Source organism: Nonomuraea sp. NPDC049269 (assembly GCF_043197155.1).
Classification (GTDB): Bacteria; Actinomycetota; Actinomycetes; order Streptosporangiales; family Streptosporangiaceae; genus Nonomuraea.
Genome location: NZ_JBICSO010000013.1, coordinates 68429 through 86887, shown reverse-complemented (window position 1 = coordinate 86887; position 18459 = coordinate 68429). Strand labels below are relative to the sequence as shown.

At 71.1% G+C, this 18459-nt stretch carries 19 protein-coding genes; 8 read left to right on the top strand and 11 right to left on the bottom strand.

The features are described from left to right. Nucleotides 1-20: 20 nt before the first annotated feature. Both ACGFNP_RS54385 and ACGFNP_RS54380 read right to left on the bottom strand, forming a co-directional pair. A complete protein-coding gene (locus tag ACGFNP_RS54385; RefSeq protein WP_358318426.1) occupies nucleotides 21-482 on the bottom strand; it encodes a hypothetical protein in 462 nt (153 codons plus the stop codon). Nucleotides 483-528: 46 nt separating this feature from the next. After that, the gene (locus ACGFNP_RS54380) at nucleotides 529-1287 is read right to left on the bottom strand and encodes an alpha/beta fold hydrolase (protein ID WP_358318427.1); all 759 of its coding nucleotides are present in this window, start codon (nucleotides 1285-1287) and stop codon (nucleotides 529-531) included. 147 nt (nucleotides 1288-1434) lie between these two features. Between ACGFNP_RS54380 and ACGFNP_RS54375 the strand changes: the two genes are divergently transcribed. Further along, nucleotides 1435-2136 carry a lysophospholipid acyltransferase family protein gene (locus tag ACGFNP_RS54375; protein WP_358318428.1) on the top strand — a complete coding sequence of 234 codons (702 nt, stop codon included), beginning with the start codon at nucleotides 1435-1437 and terminating at the stop codon, nucleotides 2134-2136. 4 nt (nucleotides 2137-2140) lie between these two features. On the opposite strand, the gene ACGFNP_RS54370 is transcribed toward ACGFNP_RS54375, so the two are convergent. Beyond that, nucleotides 2141-2596 carry a MarR family transcriptional regulator gene (locus ACGFNP_RS54370; RefSeq protein ID WP_358036442.1) on the bottom strand — a complete coding sequence of 152 codons (456 nt, stop codon included), beginning with the start codon at nucleotides 2594-2596 and terminating at the stop codon, nucleotides 2141-2143. An 83-nt stretch (nucleotides 2597-2679) separates the two neighbouring features. On the opposite strand from ACGFNP_RS54370, the gene ACGFNP_RS54365 reads away from it, so the two are divergent. Beyond that, on the top strand, nucleotides 2680-3108 hold the full coding sequence (locus ACGFNP_RS54365; RefSeq protein WP_393332041.1) for a DoxX family protein: 429 nt from the start codon (nucleotides 2680-2682) through the stop codon (nucleotides 3106-3108). A 73-nt stretch (nucleotides 3109-3181) separates the two neighbouring features. Here the strand turns inward: ACGFNP_RS54365 and mmuM are convergent, their stop codons facing one another. The 3 genes from mmuM to ACGFNP_RS54350 form a co-directional block, all read right to left on the bottom strand. Beyond that, nucleotides 3182-4048 (bottom strand): homocysteine S-methyltransferase, encoded by an 867-nt coding sequence (gene mmuM / locus ACGFNP_RS54360; protein WP_393332038.1) that lies wholly within the window; start codon nucleotides 4046-4048, stop codon nucleotides 3182-3184. Nucleotides 4049-4136: 88 nt separating this feature from the next. Further along, nucleotides 4137-4955 (bottom strand): trehalose-phosphatase, encoded by an 819-nt coding sequence (gene otsB, locus ACGFNP_RS54355; RefSeq protein ID WP_393332035.1) that lies wholly within the window; start codon nucleotides 4953-4955, stop codon nucleotides 4137-4139. 42 nt (nucleotides 4956-4997) lie between these two features. After that, nucleotides 4998-5693 carry a Crp/Fnr family transcriptional regulator gene (locus ACGFNP_RS54350; protein WP_393332032.1) on the bottom strand — a complete coding sequence of 232 codons (696 nt, stop codon included), beginning with the start codon at nucleotides 5691-5693 and terminating at the stop codon, nucleotides 4998-5000. A gap of 72 nt (nucleotides 5694-5765) precedes the next feature. Between ACGFNP_RS54350 and ACGFNP_RS54345 the strand changes: the two genes are divergently transcribed. Then, nucleotides 5766-6029 carry a YciI family protein gene (locus ACGFNP_RS54345; protein ID WP_358318432.1) on the top strand — a complete coding sequence of 88 codons (264 nt, stop codon included), beginning with the start codon at nucleotides 5766-5768 and terminating at the stop codon, nucleotides 6027-6029. A 77-nt stretch (nucleotides 6030-6106) separates the two neighbouring features. On the opposite strand, the gene ACGFNP_RS54340 is transcribed toward ACGFNP_RS54345, so the two are convergent. Together ACGFNP_RS54340 and ACGFNP_RS54335 are read right to left on the bottom strand one after the other, a co-directional pair. Further along, complete coding sequence (locus ACGFNP_RS54340; protein WP_393332030.1) at nucleotides 6107-8521, bottom strand: VIT domain-containing protein; 2415 nt, start codon at nucleotides 8519-8521, stop codon at nucleotides 6107-6109. Continuing rightward, nucleotides 8518-9384, bottom strand: coding sequence for a MerR family transcriptional regulator (locus ACGFNP_RS54335; RefSeq protein WP_393332027.1), 867 nt, complete (start codon nucleotides 9382-9384; stop codon nucleotides 8518-8520). The genes ACGFNP_RS54340 and ACGFNP_RS54335 overlap by 4 nt, the downstream gene beginning before the upstream one ends. A 108-nt stretch (nucleotides 9385-9492) precedes the next feature. Here ACGFNP_RS54335 and ACGFNP_RS54330 point away from each other — a divergent pair, with 108 nt between their 5' ends. Both ACGFNP_RS54330 and ACGFNP_RS54325 read left to right on the top strand, forming a co-directional pair. Beyond that, complete coding sequence (locus ACGFNP_RS54330; protein ID WP_358318435.1) at nucleotides 9493-9960, top strand: DNA starvation/stationary phase protection protein; 468 nt, start codon at nucleotides 9493-9495, stop codon at nucleotides 9958-9960. A gap of 386 nt (nucleotides 9961-10346) precedes the next feature. Next, nucleotides 10347-11369: an alkaline phosphatase PhoX gene (locus tag ACGFNP_RS54325; RefSeq protein ID WP_393332024.1), complete on the top strand. Its 1023-nt coding sequence runs from the start codon at nucleotides 10347-10349 to the stop codon at nucleotides 11367-11369. Nucleotides 11370-11617: 248 nt separating this feature from the next. On the opposite strand, the gene ACGFNP_RS54320 is transcribed toward ACGFNP_RS54325, so the two are convergent. Further along, on the bottom strand, nucleotides 11618-12211 hold the full coding sequence (locus ACGFNP_RS54320; protein WP_393332021.1) for a TetR/AcrR family transcriptional regulator: 594 nt from the start codon (nucleotides 12209-12211) through the stop codon (nucleotides 11618-11620). Nucleotides 12212-12305: 94 nt separating this feature from the next. On the opposite strand from ACGFNP_RS54320, the gene ACGFNP_RS54315 reads away from it, so the two are divergent. Then, nucleotides 12306-14504, top strand: a complete 2199-nt coding sequence (locus ACGFNP_RS54315) for an MMPL family transporter (RefSeq protein WP_393332019.1) — start codon at nucleotides 12306-12308, stop codon at nucleotides 14502-14504. On the opposite strand, the gene ACGFNP_RS54310 is transcribed toward ACGFNP_RS54315, so the two are convergent. Further along, a complete protein-coding gene (locus tag ACGFNP_RS54310) occupies nucleotides 14473-15384 on the bottom strand; it encodes a bifunctional helix-turn-helix transcriptional regulator/GNAT family N-acetyltransferase (protein ID WP_358318439.1) in 912 nt (303 codons plus the stop codon). The genes ACGFNP_RS54315 and ACGFNP_RS54310 overlap by 32 nt on opposite strands. 22 nt (nucleotides 15385-15406) lie before the next feature. Here ACGFNP_RS54310 and ACGFNP_RS54305 point away from each other — a divergent pair, with 22 nt between their 5' ends. Together ACGFNP_RS54305 and ACGFNP_RS54300 are read left to right on the top strand one after the other, a co-directional pair. Further along, entirely contained in the window at nucleotides 15407-16321 is a 915-nt protein-coding gene (locus ACGFNP_RS54305) for a lactonase family protein (protein ID WP_358318440.1), read from the top strand. Nucleotides 16322-16375: 54 nt separating this feature from the next. After that, nucleotides 16376-17722: a N,N-dimethylformamidase beta subunit family domain-containing protein gene (locus ACGFNP_RS54300; protein ID WP_393332014.1), complete on the top strand. Its 1347-nt coding sequence runs from the start codon at nucleotides 16376-16378 to the stop codon at nucleotides 17720-17722. On the opposite strand, the gene ACGFNP_RS54295 is transcribed toward ACGFNP_RS54300, so the two are convergent. After that, entirely contained in the window at nucleotides 17719-18453 is a 735-nt protein-coding gene (locus ACGFNP_RS54295; protein WP_358318442.1) for a Clp protease N-terminal domain-containing protein, read from the bottom strand. The genes ACGFNP_RS54300 and ACGFNP_RS54295 overlap by 4 nt on opposite strands. Nucleotides 18454-18459: the final 6 nt, after the last annotated feature.

Below are 18459 nucleotides of genomic sequence, written 5' to 3'. Positions count from 1 at the left end.
CGGCCTCCTGGAGGCCGGCCCTAAAGCACGGCGCCGTCGTCCCACCCGGAGTCGTTGGGCGGGCCGTCGCCCATCCGCACCACCAGCGCCACGAAGCCGCCGATGAACGCGGCCACGGCGGTGAAGAGCGCCCAGCCCTCCATCTGCCAGTTGGCCATCGCGGCGACCAGGAGATAGGCCGGGCCGCCGAACAGCGCCACCCAGGCCAGCTTGGTCGGCAGGTCGAGCTTGGGCAGGGGCGGCGGCACCGGTGGCTCGAAGCGCCCCTCACCGTCCTCGTCGAGGTCATCGTCCTCGTCGCCCTGCTCCGCCTCCAGGTCGGCGTCCTCGTCGGCCGCTGGTTTCACCACCCGGTGGGCGGGCTCGACCGGGACGTTCTCGCTGTCCGGCCATGGCTGGTGGGCCGAGTCGGGCTCGGCTGTGTCGTTGAAGGACGCGACGATCTGCCGCCAGACCTCGTCCTCGTCACTCTGGGGCGTCACCTAGATCGGCCTCTCCGCAGCGATCGCGACTTCCCCCTGGGTGCGATCAGTCCCTCTGCAAGGGTACCGAGGCATGTGTCCGGATGAAGTCGAGGCTACCGGCAAAGATCCTGTGGGCATCGTTGTCCAGCGTCGCAACATGGTAGCTATCGGTAAGCTCCTCGATCGTGGCCTGCGGTACGTTCTGGCGAATGATCGCCACACTTGTCGGTTTCACTACATGGTCCTCCGTGCTGTGGAAGACCAGCAGCGGCTGGGTCACCTTCACCAGGTCGCCCTGGACGAGCGACCACAGGCCGGGCAGCGAGGCGGCCGCCTTCACGGGCGTGCGCGCGTAGGCCAGCTCGGTCACGCCCGGCTTCTTGACGTCGTTCCCCACCCCCGGCACCGACGGCAGGAACCACTTGAGCACCGGCGCCAGCATCAGCAGCGGTGCGTCCCTGGTGATCGACGGGTTGACCACCACGACGCCCCTGATCGCCTCGCCGTGCACCTCGGCCAGCCGCAGCGCCAGGCAGCCGCCCAGCGACAGGCCCGCCACGAACACCTCCGCGCAGCGACCCTGGAGGTCCTCGAACGCCTTCTCCACCTCGGCGTACCAGTCCTCCCAGCGGGTACGGTTCATCTCCTGCCAGGTGGTGCCATGTCCGGGCAGGCGGGGGAGGGAGACGCTCACCCCGTGCCCGGCCAGATACTCGCCCCAGGGCCGCAGTGACTGCGGCGTGCCGGTGAAGCCGTGGCACAGCAGTACACCGACCTGACCTGCTTCATGGTGATAGGGCTCCGCGCCTGGCATGAGCGGCATAACAGCTCCTCGAAGGGATTTCATCCCGGAATTGCCCGATCGTCGCACGATCGAGGGGGATTGTGCGAGAGGTGAGGTAGGAGCATCCGTCGTGAGATGCGAAGATGACTTTGCTTGCTGACAGCGCTCTCGAGAAGAGGTGGCCGGGTGTTCTACTGGGTGGTCAAGGCCATCTTGGGGCCGTTCCTCCGCGTCGTCTTCCGGCCGTGGGCAGAAGGTGTGGAGAACGTACCCAGGCAGGGGCCGGCCATCCTGGCCGGAAACCACCTGTCGTTCGCCGACCATTTCTTCGGGCCGCTGCACCTGCGCCGCAAGGTCATCTCGCTCGGCAAATCCGACTACTTCACCGGGCGCGGCATCAAGGGCTTCTTCAGCCGGCTGTTCTTCAGCGGCGTCGGCACCGTGCCCATCGACCGTTCGGGCGGCAAGGCCAGCGAGGCCGCGCTGCGCACCGGCATGCGGGTGCTGAGCGAGGGCAGCATCCTCGGCATCTACCCGGAGGGCACCCGCTCACCTGACGGCCGCCTGTACAAGGGCAAGACGGGCGTCGCCCGGCTGGCCCTCATGTCGCGGGTGCCGGTGATCCCGTGGGCCATGGTCAACACCTTCGAGATGATGCCGCCCGGCCACCCGCTGCCCAAGCTCGGGATCCGGCCCGGGGTGCGGTTCGGCAAGCCGCTCGACTTCTCCCGCTACTACGGGATGGAGGAGGACCGGCTCGTGCTGCGCGCCGTGACCGACGAGATCATGTACGCGCTCATGGAGCTGTCGGAGCAGGAGTACGTCGACAAGTACGCCGCCAGCGCCAAGGTCGAGATGGAGCGCGCGGCCCGGGCCGCCAAGGGTTGACCAGTCACTGCCGCAGTGCCTGCTCCGTCTTGCACATGGCGGTGGTCATCGTCTCCAGCTCACCGCGGGTCAGCCGGTCGATGAGGTAGGCCCGCACGACCTCCAGATGGCCGGGCGCGACGCGTTCCAGGCAGCTGACGCCCGCCTCGGTCAGCACGGCCAGCACACCCCGCTCGTCGGAAGGGCAGGTGGTGCGCTCGACCAGGCCCGCCCGCTCCAGTTGCCCGATCTGGTACGTCAGCGCGGACTTCGACACCACGACGCCCCTGGCCAGCTCCGTCATGCGCATCTGGCGGCCGGGGGCGTCTGCCAGGCGTACCAGGATCTCGTACTGCGGGTGCGTCAACCCGGCCGTGGCCTTGAGCTGCTCTTCGATGCGTCGCTCAAGCAGGTGGGAGGTGGACAGGAAGGCGCGCCAGGCGGCCATCTCCGTCTCGTCGAGCCAGCGGGGGTCGGTCACACCGTCCAGTGTACTTGTTGTTCAGATTTGAACTTCCCGCTAGAGTGCTGGTTCAAATCTGAACAACTGTCATTGGAGTTCGCATGCTTGACCAGTCACGTTCCGTAGCGCTCCTGATCGCCCGGGTGGCCGTCGGGGGGATCTTCCTGGTGCACGGCTACCAGAAGTTCGCCACGATGGGGATCGCCGGGACCACCAAGTTCTTCGAGTCGGCCGGGATCCCGCTGGCCGCGGCCGCCGCTCCGGCGGTGGCGGTGCTGGAGGTCGCGGGCGGCCTGGCGCTGATCCTCGGCGTGGCGCTGCCCGTGGTGGGGGCCCTGCTGGCGCTCGACATGGTGGGCGCGATCGTGTTCGTGCACGGGGCCAACGGGTTCGGGGCCGACAAGGGCGGCTACGAGTTCGTCCTGTCGCTGGCGGCGGGCGCGCTGGCCATCGGCTTCAGCGGCGGCGGCGCGCTCGCCCTCGACCGCCTGCTGTCCCGCCGCCGCACGCCTGAGAGCGTCACGGCCTGACCAGCGCAGCGTGACCGGCGCGGCGTGCTGCGGTCCCCGTTCTGCCGCGCCGGCGCTCGCTGCGGCGGGACGCTCAGGAGACGTGGGCGCGGATCTGCTTGATGTGCTCGGGAGTGGTACGGCAGCAGCCGCCGATGAGCGAGGCGCCGGCCCGTTGCCACTCCTCGGCCGCCTGGCCGTACTCGACGGGGTCGGCGGTGCCGAGCCACCGGCCCTGCCCGGAGTCCCAGCGTTCGCCGGAGTTGGGGTAGACGACCACCGGCAGGCCGCCGGAGAGCGCGCCGATGAGGCCGGAGATGTGGCGCGGCGCGGTGCAGTTGACCCCGACGGCCACCACCTGCGAGCTGCCGGCGAACAGAGCGGCGGCCTCGCCGATCGGAGTGCCGTCGTTGAGGTGCGCGGCGTCGCGGCAGGAGAAGCTCACCCACGCCTTGACCGACGGCGTCTCGGCGAGCAGCCTGGCCAGCGCCCGCGCCTCCGGGTAGGACGGGATGGTCTCGCAGGCGAGCAGGTCGGGGCCGACCGAGGCGAGGATCTCCCAGCGCGGCCGGTGCCAGGAGAGCAGACCCAGCTCGTCGAGGTCGTAGTCGCCGGTGTATTCGGCGCCGTTGGCCAGGTAGGCCCCGTAAGGGCCGATCGAGGCGGCCACCAGCCCGCCCCCGGCTTCGTCGCGGGCCTGGGCCGCCAGCTCGACCGAGAGCCTCATCAGCCGCTCGGCCTGCGCCACGTCGAGCCCGCGCCGGACGAACCCCGGGAACGACGCCTGATAGCTCGCGGTCGTGGCCACGTCGGCGCCCGCGGCGTAGTAGTCGGCGTGCGCGCGCCGGATCAGCGCCGGATCCTCCAGCAGCAGCCGCGCGGACCACAGCTCGTCGCTCAGGTCGGCGCCGAGCATTTCGAGACGGGTGGCCAGGCCGCCGTCCAGGACAAGGGTGCTCACCCGTCCAGAGTATGGTGCCCCGCGCACCGGGCAGGACTTTCCCGGTTGGTGGCCGCCCGGTGAACGGCTCGAATTAATCACATAACTTTTATGGGGAATCCCGCTTGTCATGGAAAGCGCGGATTATCTCGTCGAGCATGGCCGGCACGTCCGCCGGGCCGGAGACAGTGAAATCCGCCTGCCGCGCCAGGTCGTCTCCTGTTTCCGTGTTGGCCACCGCCACTCTGACCCCGATGAACTCAGGATCGCCTTCCTCGCGCGTACGCAGTGCCTCGAAGGCGCGGATGTCGGACAGGTCGTCGCCGAAGTACCAGGCCCTGGTCAGGTCGGCGGTCTCCGTCGCGACGACCGTGCCCTTGTCGCCGGGCACGGGTGGCTTCAGCTCGACCACCATCCGGCCCAGCTGCTCGGCCAGGCCCAGCTCGGCGGCCTTCGCCGACGACCACCTCTCCACCACGCCACGCAGCGCCGGATCCGCTCTGTAGTGCAGCGCCACCATCAGCGCCTTGTCCTCCACCAGCACCTTGCCCGGCAGTTCGCGGGCGGCGTCGGCGATCAGGTGGCGGATCACCGGCGCCCACGGCTCGGCCTCCCCGGCGTTCCTGATCTCGCCGCCGACCACCGTCTGCAGGCCGTACAGGCCGAAGAGTCGCACGCCAGGGGCGGCCGAGAAGCGTTCGCGCAGGAACGCGGCGGGGCGCGCGGAGACGACGGCGACGCGCGCGAACAGCTCCGACAGCGCGCCCAGCCGTTCCACCGCCCCGGGAACGGGGAGTACCGCGTCCGGGTCGTTCATGATGGGGGCGACAGTGCCGTCGAAATCGAAGAAGAAACCCGATTCCCGGGCCGCGGAAACAGTGGCGGAGACCGCCTCGGCGAAGCGCAGCGGTGCGCGAGAGGTCGCCATGTACGGTGACGATAGAACAGGCCGCCGGACTCCGAAAGACGCCTATTCGTATTTCCGGCGAACTTTACCGCCGGTGTCGGCCGGGGTGGTCTTCGCGATGCGGGCGAGCGCTTCTGCGTCCTTCACCGTCACCTCGCCGTCGCCGATCTCGACGAGCTCGCGGCGCTCGAAGGAGCGCAGGGCCCGGTTGACGCTCACCCTGGTCGCGCCGATCTCGGCACCCAGCCCCGCCTGCCCGGCATGCAGCCGCACCCGGCCGCCCTCGCTGTGCCGTACCAGCCACTTGGCCACCCGCGCGGAGACGTCCAGCACCACCGCGTCGGTGAGCCGCTCGTCGAGGTCGCGCACGGTCTCGGCCAGCGTACGCATCAGCCGGGCCGCCACCGACGGCTCGGTGGCGATCGCCTCCAGTACGGCCACGCGCGGCAGGTAGGCCACCTCCACCGGCGTGACGGCTGTCACCGTGGCCCGGTGCGTGCCCTCCACCAGGAGCGTCGTCTTGTCGAACGCCACGGGCGCGGCGTCCACGGCCAGCACCACCTCCCGGCCGTCCACGCTCACCCGCCCCGCCTTGACCCGGCCGTCGAGCAGGACGATCAGCTGGTCAGCCGGGTCGCCCTCGGTGCAGAGCACCTGCCCCGCCGGATAGCGCCGCAGCCGTGCCACGGCCTCCAGCCTGCGCAGCCCCTCCTGGCCCAGCTCGCGGAACATCGGGAGGGCGGCCAGCGTGTGCGTCATGTATCAGGTGATACACCACGGCTGTGCCCGGTGATGCGGCGGCCGTCTCGATGGCGGGCCTAACGTGCGGGTATGGCGAGATACGTGGTGCAGCTGGCGTTCGACGGCGACCCCAGGCGGCTGGCGGCCCGGCCCGCGCATCGGGAGCATCTGCGGGTGCTTCGCGATGAGGGGCGGTTGGTGACGGCGGGGCCGTGGGCGGATGACAGTGGAGCGTTGCACGTGTACGAGGTGGGCGATGAGGGGGAGCTGGGGGAGATCCTCCGGCGCGATCCGTATACGGCGGTGAACGGGTATGAGGTGGTGCTGCTCAAGGAGTGGACGCCGATCTTGTAGCCGCGTCCGGTCCGATGCTCACTAGTGGCGGTGTCCGGAAATTTCCGGACACCGCCACGGGTCGATCGCCGGTCCTGTCAGGTGCGCTTCCAGAACGGGCGGCGGGGCGTACTTGGTGAGGACGGGCTCGGAGAGGGCGATCCGCTGGTGAGTGTGGTGAGCACCTCGATGGCGCGCGTTCTCAGAGCTTCGGCGTCGGTGCCCGGCAGCTCCGCCGCCTGCAGCTCCTGGGCCAGGGCGGACAGCTCCGAGTGCCCGCCCAGGAAGGCGGCCAGCGCCGAGAGCCGGGAGCCCAGGTCCGCCAGGTAGAGCGGGTCGGGACCGCCGACCAGCGCCTTGAGCCGGTCGAGCTCGACGACCAGCTGCGTCCTGACCGACTCCAGCCCGGATGCGCCCGGACGCGGAGCCGGAGGCGGGGCGAACGGCGGCGGCGGGCTCATCCGCCCACCGGCCGAGCCGCCACCAAAGCCGCGGCCCGCGCCACCGCCCGGAGCGCCCGGAGCGCCCGGAGCGGCTATGTCTGAAGCGCCCGTCTCCTGGGCGCCGCCCGCGAAGCCGTGGCCCTGGCCGGGGGCGAAGCCCGGGTCGGGGACCGACATGGCGCGGAACGACGGCGCGGCCATCACCGCGGCCTGGGCCATGAAGGGCATCATCGGCGGGTTCTGCGGCAGTTCCCAGCCGCTCGGGGGCTCCACAGGCTGGATGACGCGGTGCTCCGGCTCGCCTTCCGCCACCTTCCTGGTGTCGACCGCCACATAGGCGGTGAAGCGGCACAGGACGCCGTTCTCCAACGAGACCCGGACAATCTGCGCCTCCAGCTCGTGCTCGCCCATGGCGTAGCGGTCCTCCAGCTCGCGCAGGTACGCGCGGGCCCAGACGGCGCGGATCGCCGGGTTGTCGGCCACGGTGCCCGTCACCTGCTGCTCCCACGGGGTGCCCGAGGCCAGCCCGCGTACGGTCACCGACGAGCCGTTCCGGTAGCGGCCGTATACCCGCAGCGGGACGCCGGGGAAGATGGAGCCCAGGTGGGTGACCGTGCCGGGCTCCACGTCGAGGTCCTTGAGCGACAGGTCGGTCACCAGGGGCGCACCGATACGCCGGTGGATCTGTTCCATTGCGGCGTCCAGGCGGTCCTCCGACTCGACCAGCTCGCAGCGGCCCGCGCCCAGGCCGGCCAGCCGGCCCAGGAACCCGGCGTTCACCGCCCGGTCGATGCCGACGGTGTGCACCCGCATCGACGACAGCGCGCCGCCGGTCTGCTCCAGAATCTGGTCCTCGTGGCCCACCTGCCCGTCGGTGACCAGCACGAGGACGCGTTCCCGCCCGGCCTGGTCGTGGAGCAGGGAGATGGCCTGGCGGAGCGGCTCCAGCAGCTCGGTGCCGCCGCGGGCGTCCACTCGCGAGAGGTGTTCGACAGCGCGGTAGCGGTTGCGGTCCGAGGCCGTCACGAGCCCCTCGAACGCCTGCTCCACCACCGAGTCGAACGTCAGCACCGCGAACCGGTCCTGCTCGGTCAGCGTGTCGACGATCCGCGCGGCGGCCCGGCGCGCGGCGACCATCTTCCAGCCGCCCATGCTGCCCGAGCGGTCCAGCAGCAGTACGAGGTCACGCGGCGCGCGCGGGGACTCCAGCGCCGGGGGCAGCACGGTCAGCGAGAACGCGCCCTCGCCGTCCAGTTGCAGCGCCGTCGAGGCGTCGAACGACAGCCGCAGGATGAAGTCGCGGTCCAGCCGCTCGCCGGGCCGCAGCCGTACCGTGCGGCCCTCTTTTTCGTGGCCCTCTTTTTCGTGGACCTCTTCCTCGACCACGTGCAGGCTGGAGGCCATTTCGCGCAGGTCCAGCCCGGCGGCGTCGATCGTCGCGGTCAGCGACAGGCGTACGGGGTCGGGGAAGCCGGGCAGCAGTACCGGCGGCGTGATCCGCGAGGCGTCGGGCACCGCGTCGGTGTCGGGCGCGGTGCCGTCACCGGAGCCGGGGCCGTCGAGCGGGGTGCCCGGAATGTAGCGGGGGGCGACGACCAGCGGGAAGCGGAACGTGGCCGCGCCGTCCTCGTACGGCAGCGGCTGGCTCAGCGTGAGCCTGACCGTCACCCGCTCGCCGGGCAGCAGGTTGCCCACCCTGATCGTGAACACGTCGGGCCGGTCCTCCTCGGCGATCGCGGCCCGCTTCCCCTCGCGCAGCGCCTGGTCGTAGTCGGCCCTGGCCTGGCCGCGCTCCTTGAGCACGCCCTCGATCACCCGGTCGTCGGCCTCCATCCTGAACCCCGTCACCGCCGCGCGGTCAGGCAGCGGGAAGACGTACGTGGCCTCCAGCGTGACGTCGTACGGATTGCGGAAGCCCTGCGTCACCTCGACCCCGGCCACCAATCCGGAAATGTCGGCGGACACGTCCACGCTCTCCAGGGGCAGGTTCCCGCGCGCGGTCCGCAGCGCGCCGAACCCGGCGTCCGGCACCGGCAGGCACCGGGTGGGCTCCAGCGAAGTGATCTTCATATCAGCTTCCTCTCTTCGAGCAGCGCCAGCAGCGGCGCCGCCGCGGCGAGTACCGCCTGGATGTCGTCTTCAGCCGGGGTACGGCCGGCGCCGTCGAGCACGAGCGTGACCCCGTCGGCGAGCCTGACCCCACGCACCAGCGCCCCACTGGGCTGGGTGGCACGCGCGGGTCGGCCGGCACCGCTGGGCGGGGGAGGGCCGGCAGACCAGACAACGCCGGCGGGCATGGCCGCATTGGGGGACGGGAGAGTATCGGCGGGAGCGGTGGCGCCAGGGGGCAGGGCGGCGCTGGAGGGATGGGGAGCGTCGGCGGGGCGCGGATGCGGAAGGGCGGTGCCGGTGCCGTCGGTGGGACGTTCGGCCCAGAAGCGGCCACGCGGGCTCCTGGACCCGGCCGCCGAGTCGTCGAGGAGGTCCGCCGCCTCGGGCGTCTCCGTCTGGGGCATCTCCGTCTCGGACGCCTCACCGTTCGGGTGACCCGCCGCACCCCGAGCCTCCTCGCTGAGGATCAGGCCGGCCCCCACTGCGGCAATGTCCTCGTCCGAGGTCGGCCCTTCGGGGTGGGCCGTCCGCTCCAAGGTGGTGTCCGTCGCGCCGGTCAGGGCGGTCTGGATCTCCGCGATCGACCGCCCGGCGGCCTGGAGCCGCTTGATCGCCACGAGCTGCAGCAGGTGCCGCTTGCCGTACTGGGCGATCCTGCCGCGCCTGGTCAGCGGCGGGTCGACGAGGCCGATCGTGGTGTACCACCTGATCAAGCGCTCCCCGGGCACGTCGCGGACCCGGCCGTTGAGCGGCTGCGCATGGGCGCGCAACGCGTCGGCGGCGCGCTCCGCCAGCTCGCGGATGGTCCAGGTGTCGCTCATACCTTCACAATTACACTGTCATTATTGCAGTGTCAATCGGAAGGCTGCGGGTAAGTGGGGTGTTCTACGCAAAAGACCCTGATGTCGAACCACGGGGAGGAACACATCATGGCTACGATCACCGGTCCGCTCTCGGGCGACGCGAAGAACACGGTCGCGACGGCCCTCCAGGGAGCACTGGTCGATCTCATCGATCTCTCACTGCTCGCCAAGCAGATGCACTGGAACCTGACCGGCCCGCACTTCCGGCAGATCCACCTCCAGCTCGACGAGCTCACCGCCCTGGCCCGCGAGCACGCCGACACCATCGCCGAACGCGCCGTCGCCCTGGGACTCAGCCCGGACGGCCGCGCGGCCACCGTCGCCAAGTCCACCAAGCTCTCGCAGCCGGAGAACGGCTGGATCGAGGACGGCAAGGTCGTGGCGACGATGACGGACATCCTGGAGAGCATCGGCAACCGGATGCGCGAGCGCATCGCCGCGACCGACGAGCCGGACCCCGTCTCCCAGGACCGGCTCATCGCCGTGGCTCAGGACATCGACAAACAGCACTGGATGTTCCAGGCCCAGAGCTGACCTCGGCACCATGCACCGGCCCGGGAGCCCGCCCGCTCTGACCCGGCCTTCAGCCTCACCGCGACGGCCGGACGGGCCGCCGTCGCGCTCGACAACCCCCTGCCCTCCGCGATCCCCACCCGCGTGCGCGGGGATCGCGGAGACGGTGGCCGATGCGGGGCAGAGGTTTCTGCGCGGCGGACACTGCGGAGGTCCCGGCTGCCACAGTGAGGCCGACCGCTGGTTCGCCGTGCTGAAGTGAGCGGTGCTGAAGTGGGCGGTACTGGTGGCAACCGTGCCGATGTCGCTGGATCACGCCTGAGGTTCGCGCAGAGTTTGATCTCGCACATCCCTGGCATTCATGTCGGTGAGGTCGACTAGCGTGGCACTTAGAGGGAGGCTCCACGATGTCCAGCAAGACGCTCCTCCGCACGGGTCCGCTTCGGCAGGGCGGGATGAGCCCATATGGCCCCCTGGAGCCGCCCGGCGGCGACGATCTGGCCTTGCCCGGGGGGTTCAGCGGCCGGATCGTGGCCCGCTCGGGCCAGAAGGTGGCCGGGCTGACCTGGCACGCGGCACCCGACGGTGGCGCGTGCTTCCCCGATGACACCGGCTGGATCTATGTGTCCAACTCCGAGCTGCCGCTGCTCGGCGGCGCGTCCGCGCTCCGCTTCCGTGCCGACGGTTCGATCGCGGACGCGTACCGCATCCTGTCCGGCACCGACCTCAACCGCGCGGGCGGCGCGACGCCGTGGGACAGCTGGCTCTCGTGCGAGCTCGGCCACCGCGGCCGGGTCTTCGAATGCGACCCGTACGGCACCCGCGCCGGGCGCCCCCGCCTGGCCATGGGCCGCTTCAAGCATGAGGCCGCCGCCTGCGACCCCGACCGGCAGGTCGTCTACCTGACGGAGGGAGAGCCCGACGGGTGCTTCTACCGGTTCAGGCCGGGCGATTGGGGCGATCTCACCGAGGGCACCCTGGAGGTGCTCTGCGACGGCGGCGACTGGAAGCCGGTGCCCTCGCCCGCCGCCCTGCTCAAGGCCACGCGCCATCAGATAGAGGACGCCCGCCACTTCGACGGCGGCGAGGGCTGCCACTACGCGGGCGGCGTCTGCTACTTCACCACCGAGGGCGACAGCGGCCTGTGGGCCTACGACGCCGAGACCTCCACACTCGACCGGATCTGCGACGGCGTACGCGCCATCACCGCGGCACCGTCGGGCGACCTGTACGTCGCCAGGCAGTCGACGCAGATCGACCTCATCACGCCCGACCGGGAGGTCACGCCGTTCCTCAAGCTCGGTGGCCCGAGCGGGGCCGAGCTCACGGGACTGGCGTTCGCTCCCGGCGGCGGCCGACTCTACTTCTCGGCCAGACAGGGCCGCGACGACGGCCGCACCTTCGAAGTGGTCGGCCCCTTCCGCGCCTGAGGGACCTCAGCGCGTGACCCCCGGACGGCTTCCGGGGCTGGAAACGTGTCGCGGGGGACAAGTCCACCACCGGGTATCACGACCCTGGCTGCCGGGCTGACATCGCCGCGGTCCTGGGCCTTGACGGCCCGATCGCCGGCCTGAGCCTCTCCACCCCGGCTGACCGGGAGGCTCCGCACTGGCCGATACGCCGCGCTGAGCGGCCGACCACCCGCTGGCCGCGTCACCAACTGCACAAGACAGAACAACTACCTCAGGTACCGCACCAGCGCGACCTTCAGCTCCTCGATCAGCTGCGCCGCCCGTGTGGGCTCGGCCGTGGAGATCAGCGCCATGACGGTCGAGACCATCGCCACCGCCATCGCGGCCATGAGGCGCGCCCGCGCGGGATCCAGGTCCGGGGCGCGCCGCAGCAGCATGGCGGCCACCTGTTCGCCGACCGCCTCCTGCAGGCGGTTGGCCGCCTCGGCCAGATTGTCGCCCGTCGCCGAGCCGTGCATCACGGCCCAGTAGGCGGGCGAGTGCGCCTTGAACGCCACGCTCTGGTCCACGACCTGCCCGACCAGCGTCTCCAGCGGCAGGTCCGGCGTGACGGCCGACAGCCGCTCGGCCCAGAACTCCGCCCGTTCGTCGGTGTAGCGGGACACCAGCCCGTCGAGGATCTCCTCCTTGTTGCGGAAGAACTGATAGAGCGACCCGGGTGACAGCCCGGCCTGGGCGGCGACCTGGTTCGTCGTCATGGCGGGGTAGCCGGCATCGGCGATCACCACCTCGGCCGCGTCGAGGATCTCCGCCATGCGCTTGAGCCCGCGCGCCTGCCGGCGCACCGTGCGCTCAGTCATGGCACACCACTTTGACAAATGCGAGCATCTACTTGTATTTCTGATGAGGCGGAAAAAACACGAGTAGTTTACCGAATTTCGTCGGGGAGAACCTATGAAGACCGAAACCATGGCACAGGCAGGGCCGCGCTCGACCGGGCCGCCGCTCCGCAGGCTCGGGTTCCTCCTGGTACGGCGGCGCCGGCTGGTGCTGTCGCTGGCCCTCGTCGCGTTCGTGATCGCCGGAGCCTTGGCCGCGGGGGCGGTGCCGCGGCTGTCGCTGTCCAGGTTCGACGCGCCCGGCTCGGAGTCCGACCGGGCCCAGGCCGAGCTGGCCGAGCGTTTCCGCACCGGCAGCCCGGACCTGGTCTTCCTGCTGACCGCGAAGACCGGCACCGTCGACGACCCGGCCAACGCGGCCGCCGGGCAGGAGCTGACCGCGCGCGTCGCCCGCTCCGGCGGCGTGGCGGAGGCCGCGTCCTACTGGTCGCGGGGCAGGCCCGCGACGCTGCGCAGCGCGGACGGAAGGCAGGCGCTGATCTTGGTCCGCGTGCCCGGCGACGCCGACCACGTGCGGACACGGGTGCTTCCTGAGCTCGTGCCACGCATCACCGGCGATGGCGAGCCGTTCGAGGTGGGGGGCGGGAATGGGCCGTTCCAGGTGCGGGCCGGGGGCGGGGAGGAGGTGTTCCGGCAGACCGTGCCGCTGGCCAGGCAGGACTTCGTCCGGGCCGAGCTGGTCATCTTCCCGCTGGCGTTCGTGCTGCTCTGGCTCTACCTGCGCCGGGCGCTGGCCGCGCTGGTGCCGATCCTGGCCGGGGTGTTCGCGATGGTGATCGGGCTCGCGCTGCTGCGCGGCGTCCTGATATTTGCGGATATATCGACGTTTGCTCTGAACCTCACCTTGGCGATGGGCCTGGGTCTGGGGATCGACTACTGCCTGTTCGTGATCTCGCGCTTCCGTGAAGAGGTACGGCGCGGCGCGGGCCGGGCCGAAGCCGTGGCCGGAGCCGTCGAGCACGCCGGCCGTACGGTGATCTTCAGCGGTCTCACTGTGGCGGCCTCTCTGGCCGTACTGTTCGCGCTGCCCTTCGGCTTCCTGCGCTCGTTCGCCTATGCGGGCATCGCCGTGGTCGCCGGTGGCCTGGTCGTGGCGGTGCTGGTGCTGCCGGCCGTCCTCGCCTCGGCGGGCGGCGGGATGCTGCCGCGGCGGGAACGGGCCGAGCGGCCGGACGGGTTCTGGCACGGGCTCGCCACACGGGTGATGCGTAGGCCGTTGATCTTCGGGGGCGCGGCCACGGTGCTGCTGCTCGTGCTGGCCTCGCCGTTCCTGAGCCTGCGCTTCGGCGCCGCCGACGACCGGATCCTGCCGGCCGAGGCGCCCGCGCGGCAGGTGCAGGAGGTGATCCGCCAGGGCTTCCCCGCCGAGGAGACCGACGCGATCCAGATCGTGTCCCGGGGAGCCGCCACGGACGTGGCGGGCTACGCGGTGCGGCTGTCGAGGCTGCCCGGCGTCGCCCAGGTCGACTCCGCCGCCGGGTCCTTCACGGGCGGGGCGCGGACGGGCGACGGCGATCCGGTCCGGTTCGCCGGGAGCGCGGGCACCTGGCTGTCGGTGGTGCCGTCGGCCGCGTCGCTGTCCGGCGACCCGGTGGAGTTGGTGGAGGCCGTACGGGCGGTCGACGCGCCGTTCGAGGTGCTGGTCGGCGGCTATCCGGCCGAGCTGGCCGACTACCGCGCCTCGGTGGTCGACCGGCTGCCGCTGGTGATCGCGCTGATGCTGGGTGTGACGTTCGTGCTGCTGCTGTTCATGACGCGCAGCCTGATCCTGCCGCTCAAGGCGACCGTCCTCAACGTGCTCAGCCTGGGCGTCATGTTCGGGGCGATCGTCTGGGTCTTCCAGCAGGGCCACCTGTCGGGCCTGCTCGGCTTCACCCCGACGGGCACGCTCGACGCGAGCATCCCCGTCCTCATGCTCTGCGTCGCCTACGGGCTGTCGATGGACTACGAGGTGTTCCTGCTGTCGCGGATCAAGGAGGAGTACGACCGGACAGGTGACACGAACGAGGCGGTGGCCGCCGGGCTCCAGCGCGGGGCGCCGCTGATCACGGCGGCGGGCGGCATCCTGGCGCTGTCGTTCGCCGCCTACGCAACCGCCCAGGTCGCGTTCGTGCAGATGCTCGGGGTCGGCATGGCCGCCGCCGTGCTCGTCGACGCCACCGTGATCAGGGCCGTGCTGGTGCCCAGCCTGATGCGCCTGGCCGGACCGCTCAACTGGTGGCCTAGAGGTCGCGGCTCCACTCCTGCTCGGTGAACTCGATCCCGTTCTCGGTCCCCTTGTGCTCCGACTCCAGCTCGAACCCGGCGGCCTGGTAGATGCGCCGCGCGCTGACCAGGCAGTCGCGGGTCATCAGCGTGATCCGCTTGTAGCCCTCGGCCTTGGCGTGGCGCAGGCACTCGCCGACGAGCCGTCCACCCAGGCCCAGCCCGCGGGCCGACGGCTCGACGAGCAGCAGCCGGAGCCGCGCGGTGGTGTCGTCCTCGCGGACGCAGAACACGCACCCGGCGGGCTCCCCGCCCACCTCGGCGATCCAGCCCATGTCGCGCGCCGGGTCGTACGCGCCGATGATCCTGGCGACCAGCCGCTCGAAGTCCATGCCCCAGCCTTGCTCCTGGCTGTAGAGGACGCCGTGCCGGTAGACGACCCAGCTCAGGTCGCCGGTCCGCAGGGGCCTGATCACGTACGGCTCGCGCTCGCCGGTGCCCTCCAGCAGCGCCCTGATCGTGGCCATGCCGGCGATCAGGCGCTCCTGTCCCTGCTCCGGCAGCGAGGTCAGCAGCCGCTCGGCCTCCTCGTCCGACCGCACGTCCAATTGGCCGTACGACTCGGCGCCCGCCGCGCTGAGCCGGACCAGCTGCTTGCGGGCGTCCGCGGCCGAGCGCTCCCTGGAGATCAGCCCGTCGCCCTCGAGACGGGTCAGGATCCTGCTCAGGTAGCCCGCGTCGAGGCCGAGGAGGGCGCGCAGCTCGCCCGTCTCCAGCCGGCCCGCGTGCCCGAGCTCGAACAGCACCCTGCACTCGGTCAGCGAGTACGGAGAGTCGAGCATTCCGGCTTGCAGAACGCCGATGACCTTCGTATAGAACCGGTTGAAGGCCCTGATCTCGGAAACCCTTGCCTTTGTCAACGAACTCATTGCCGCAGTCAACCATGAGAAGATGCCTTCTGTGAAGCACCTGTATATAGGCGGATATGGGCCTGGCATCGTCACCCCCGGCGGAGAGCTGACCCGACTCACCTCGTCCTCGTTCCTGGCAGCGCACCCGAAGCTGCCGGTGCTGTACGCGGTGGGCGAGCTGGCCCAGGGCTGGCTGACCGCGTTCAGCGTCGAAGAGGGAGCGCTCCTCCCGCTGGACGAGCGGCCCAGCATGGGCGACAGCCCCTGCCACGTGGCGGTCGATCCGGAGGGCACGCTGCTCGCCGTCGCCAACTACGGCGACGGTGTGGTGAGCCTGCATCACCTCGACTCCCGCGGCGCGTTCGAGGGCCGCCCGATCGTGCTGAGCCACGAGGGCTCCGGACCGCACCCCGAGCGCCAGCAGGGCCCGCACGCCCACCAGACGGTCTTCCACGACGGCCTGCTGTACGTCTCCGACCTGGGCACCGACCAGATCCGCCGCTACCGGCCCGACGGCGAGGCGCTGGAGCCGCTGCGCCTGACCCCGGGCACCGGGCCGCGCCACATGGTCTTCTCCGGCTCGCGCCTGTACGTCGTGGGCGAGCTCGACGGCATCGTCACGCTCATCGACGGCGAGAAGTCGGCGGGCACCCTCGCCTCACGGGCCGAGGGCGTCAACCATCCCTCCCACCTCGATCTCGACGGGGACTTCCTGTACGTGGCCAACCGCGGCCCCGACACGATCACCGTGCTGCGGGCCGACGACCTGTCGCTGGTGGCCGAGGTGCCGTCGGGCGGCGAGTGGCCGCGGCACTTCGCCATCGACGGCGACCGCCTGTACGTGGCCAACCAGCACTCGGGAGTGGTCACCGAGTTCGCGCTGAAGGACGGCGTGCCCGAGCCGACCGGGCAGGTGCTGGAGGTCGACAGCCCTTCTTGCGTGCTGCCGGCGTAAGGACTTCGCCAAGTCGCCGGCCCGGAGGGCGGCCGGTCGTGATCATGGTGCGCTGTGCGAAAGTCCCTCGTCGTCCTGATCCTGCTGGTGACCGCGTGCGGCGGAGTCCCCGCCGCCCCGGCTCACCCGTCGCCTCCGGTCACGGCTCCGCAAGTCAGCCCGCCCGCCGACCCGCCCGCCGCCCGGCCGGCACGCTGGCGCATCACCGAGCGCGGCGCGGAGCACGAGATCGAGGGATACGCCGACCGCGTCAGCGTGCTGCCCGGCGAGCGGTTCCGGATGCGCGTCTCCACGACCGCGCCGCACTTCACCGCGTACGCCTTCCGCATGGGCGCCCGCCCGGCCGAGGTGTGGCGCTCCGGCCGTCTCCCAGGGGTACGCCAGGCGCCGCCCCAGACGGTGGAGGGCATGGTCACGGCCGCCCACTGGAAGCCCTCGCTCACCGTCGACACCACCGGCTGGCGGGAGGGCGCCTACCTGGTACGCCTCGACGCCTCCACCGGCGGCCAGCGCTACGTCCCGATCACCGTGCGCTCGGCCTCGACGCGGGGGCGGGTGGTGCTGGTCAACGCGGTGACGACCTGGCAGGCGTACAACCTGTGGGGCGGTCGCAGCCTCTACCAGGGCCCGGGCGGGTTCGACACACGCTCGCGCAAGGTGACCTTCGACCGGCCCTACGACACCTCCGGCGCGCGGCTCTTCCTCGACTTCGAGCGGTCCGCGATCGCGGTGGCCGAGCGGAGCGGGGTGCCGCTGGCCTACCTGACCAGCCTGGACCTGCGGCCCGGCGTGCTGGACGGGGCCAGGGCCGTGGTGTCTCTGGGGCATGACGAGTACTGGTCGCCCGGCATGCGTGCCGCCGTCACCCGCGCCCGCGACGCCGGCACGAACCTGGCCTTCCTCGGTGCCAACGCCGTCTACTGGCGGATCGGGCTGTACGGCCGGATGATCATGTGCGACAAGGAGACCCAGTGCCCGCTCTGGCGCGCGTCCGCGCCGGAGAGCACGTTGGTGGGGCAGCAGTACGACTGCTTCCCCGCCGAAGCGACCTACGTGGTGCGCAGGCCGGGCCACTGGATCTTCGAGGGGACCCGGGGCAGGAGCTTCCCCGGCCTGGCGGGCGTCGAGACGGACAAGGTGTCCACCGATTCGCCGCGGAACGTCAAGGTGCTCGCCCATTCGCCGGTCGACTGCGGCGGCCGGGCGACGACCTCCGACAGCACCTACTACACGGCCCCGGGAGGAGCCGGGGTGTTCGCCTCGGGCACGATGCGCTGGGTGTGCGGGATGCGGGGAAGGCGGTGCGGCCACGGAGTGACCAAGGCCGCCGCCCCCTTCACCCGCCACGCGACGCGCAACATCCTGACCAGGTTCGCCCAGGGCCCGGCGGGGGCACCCTAGGACTTCTTGTCGCGCCCGAGGAGGAGCTCGGCGAGCAGTCGCTTGATCTCGGACTCGGCGGCCTCCTTGGTCACGCCGAGCCCGTCGAGCGCGATCGCGGCCGTCCCCTCGCCGAGCGACAGCACGCCGAGCAGCATGTGCTCGGTGCCGATGAAGTTGTGGCCGAGCCGCAGCGCCTCGCGCAGCGTCAGCTCCAGGGCCTTCTTGGTCTGCGGTGCGAAGGGCGGCTTGCCGGGCGCGTTCTCGCTCGCCGGGGGGAGCAAGGCCTTCATGACCTCCTCGACCCGCTCCAGCGGCGCGCCGAGCGTCACCATGGTCTTGGCCGCCAGCGCATCCGGCTCGCGCAGCAGCCCGAGGACGAGGTGCTCGGGCTCGATGTGGTCGCTGCCCGAGCTCTGGGCCGCCTTCTCGGACTCCACGATGACGTTGCGGGCCTTGTTGGTGTAGCGGCCGTAGGCGCGGGCGATGATGTCTTCGGCCAAGCCGCCCTCCTTGGCCACGAACCGCTTCTGAGCGGCCTGCTTGGTCACGCCCATGCTGCGGCCGATCTCGGTCCAGGAGGCGCCGGAGTGCCGGGCCCTGTCGACGAAGTGGCCGATGAGGTGGTCGGCCACCTCGCCGAGGTGCTCGCCCAGCGTCACGGCGTCGGAGAGCTGGCCCAGGGGGTCATCGTCGGGGTGACGGCTCTTGATCGCGTTGATGAGGTCGTCGAGACGTACGGTCTGATCCATGGGTCA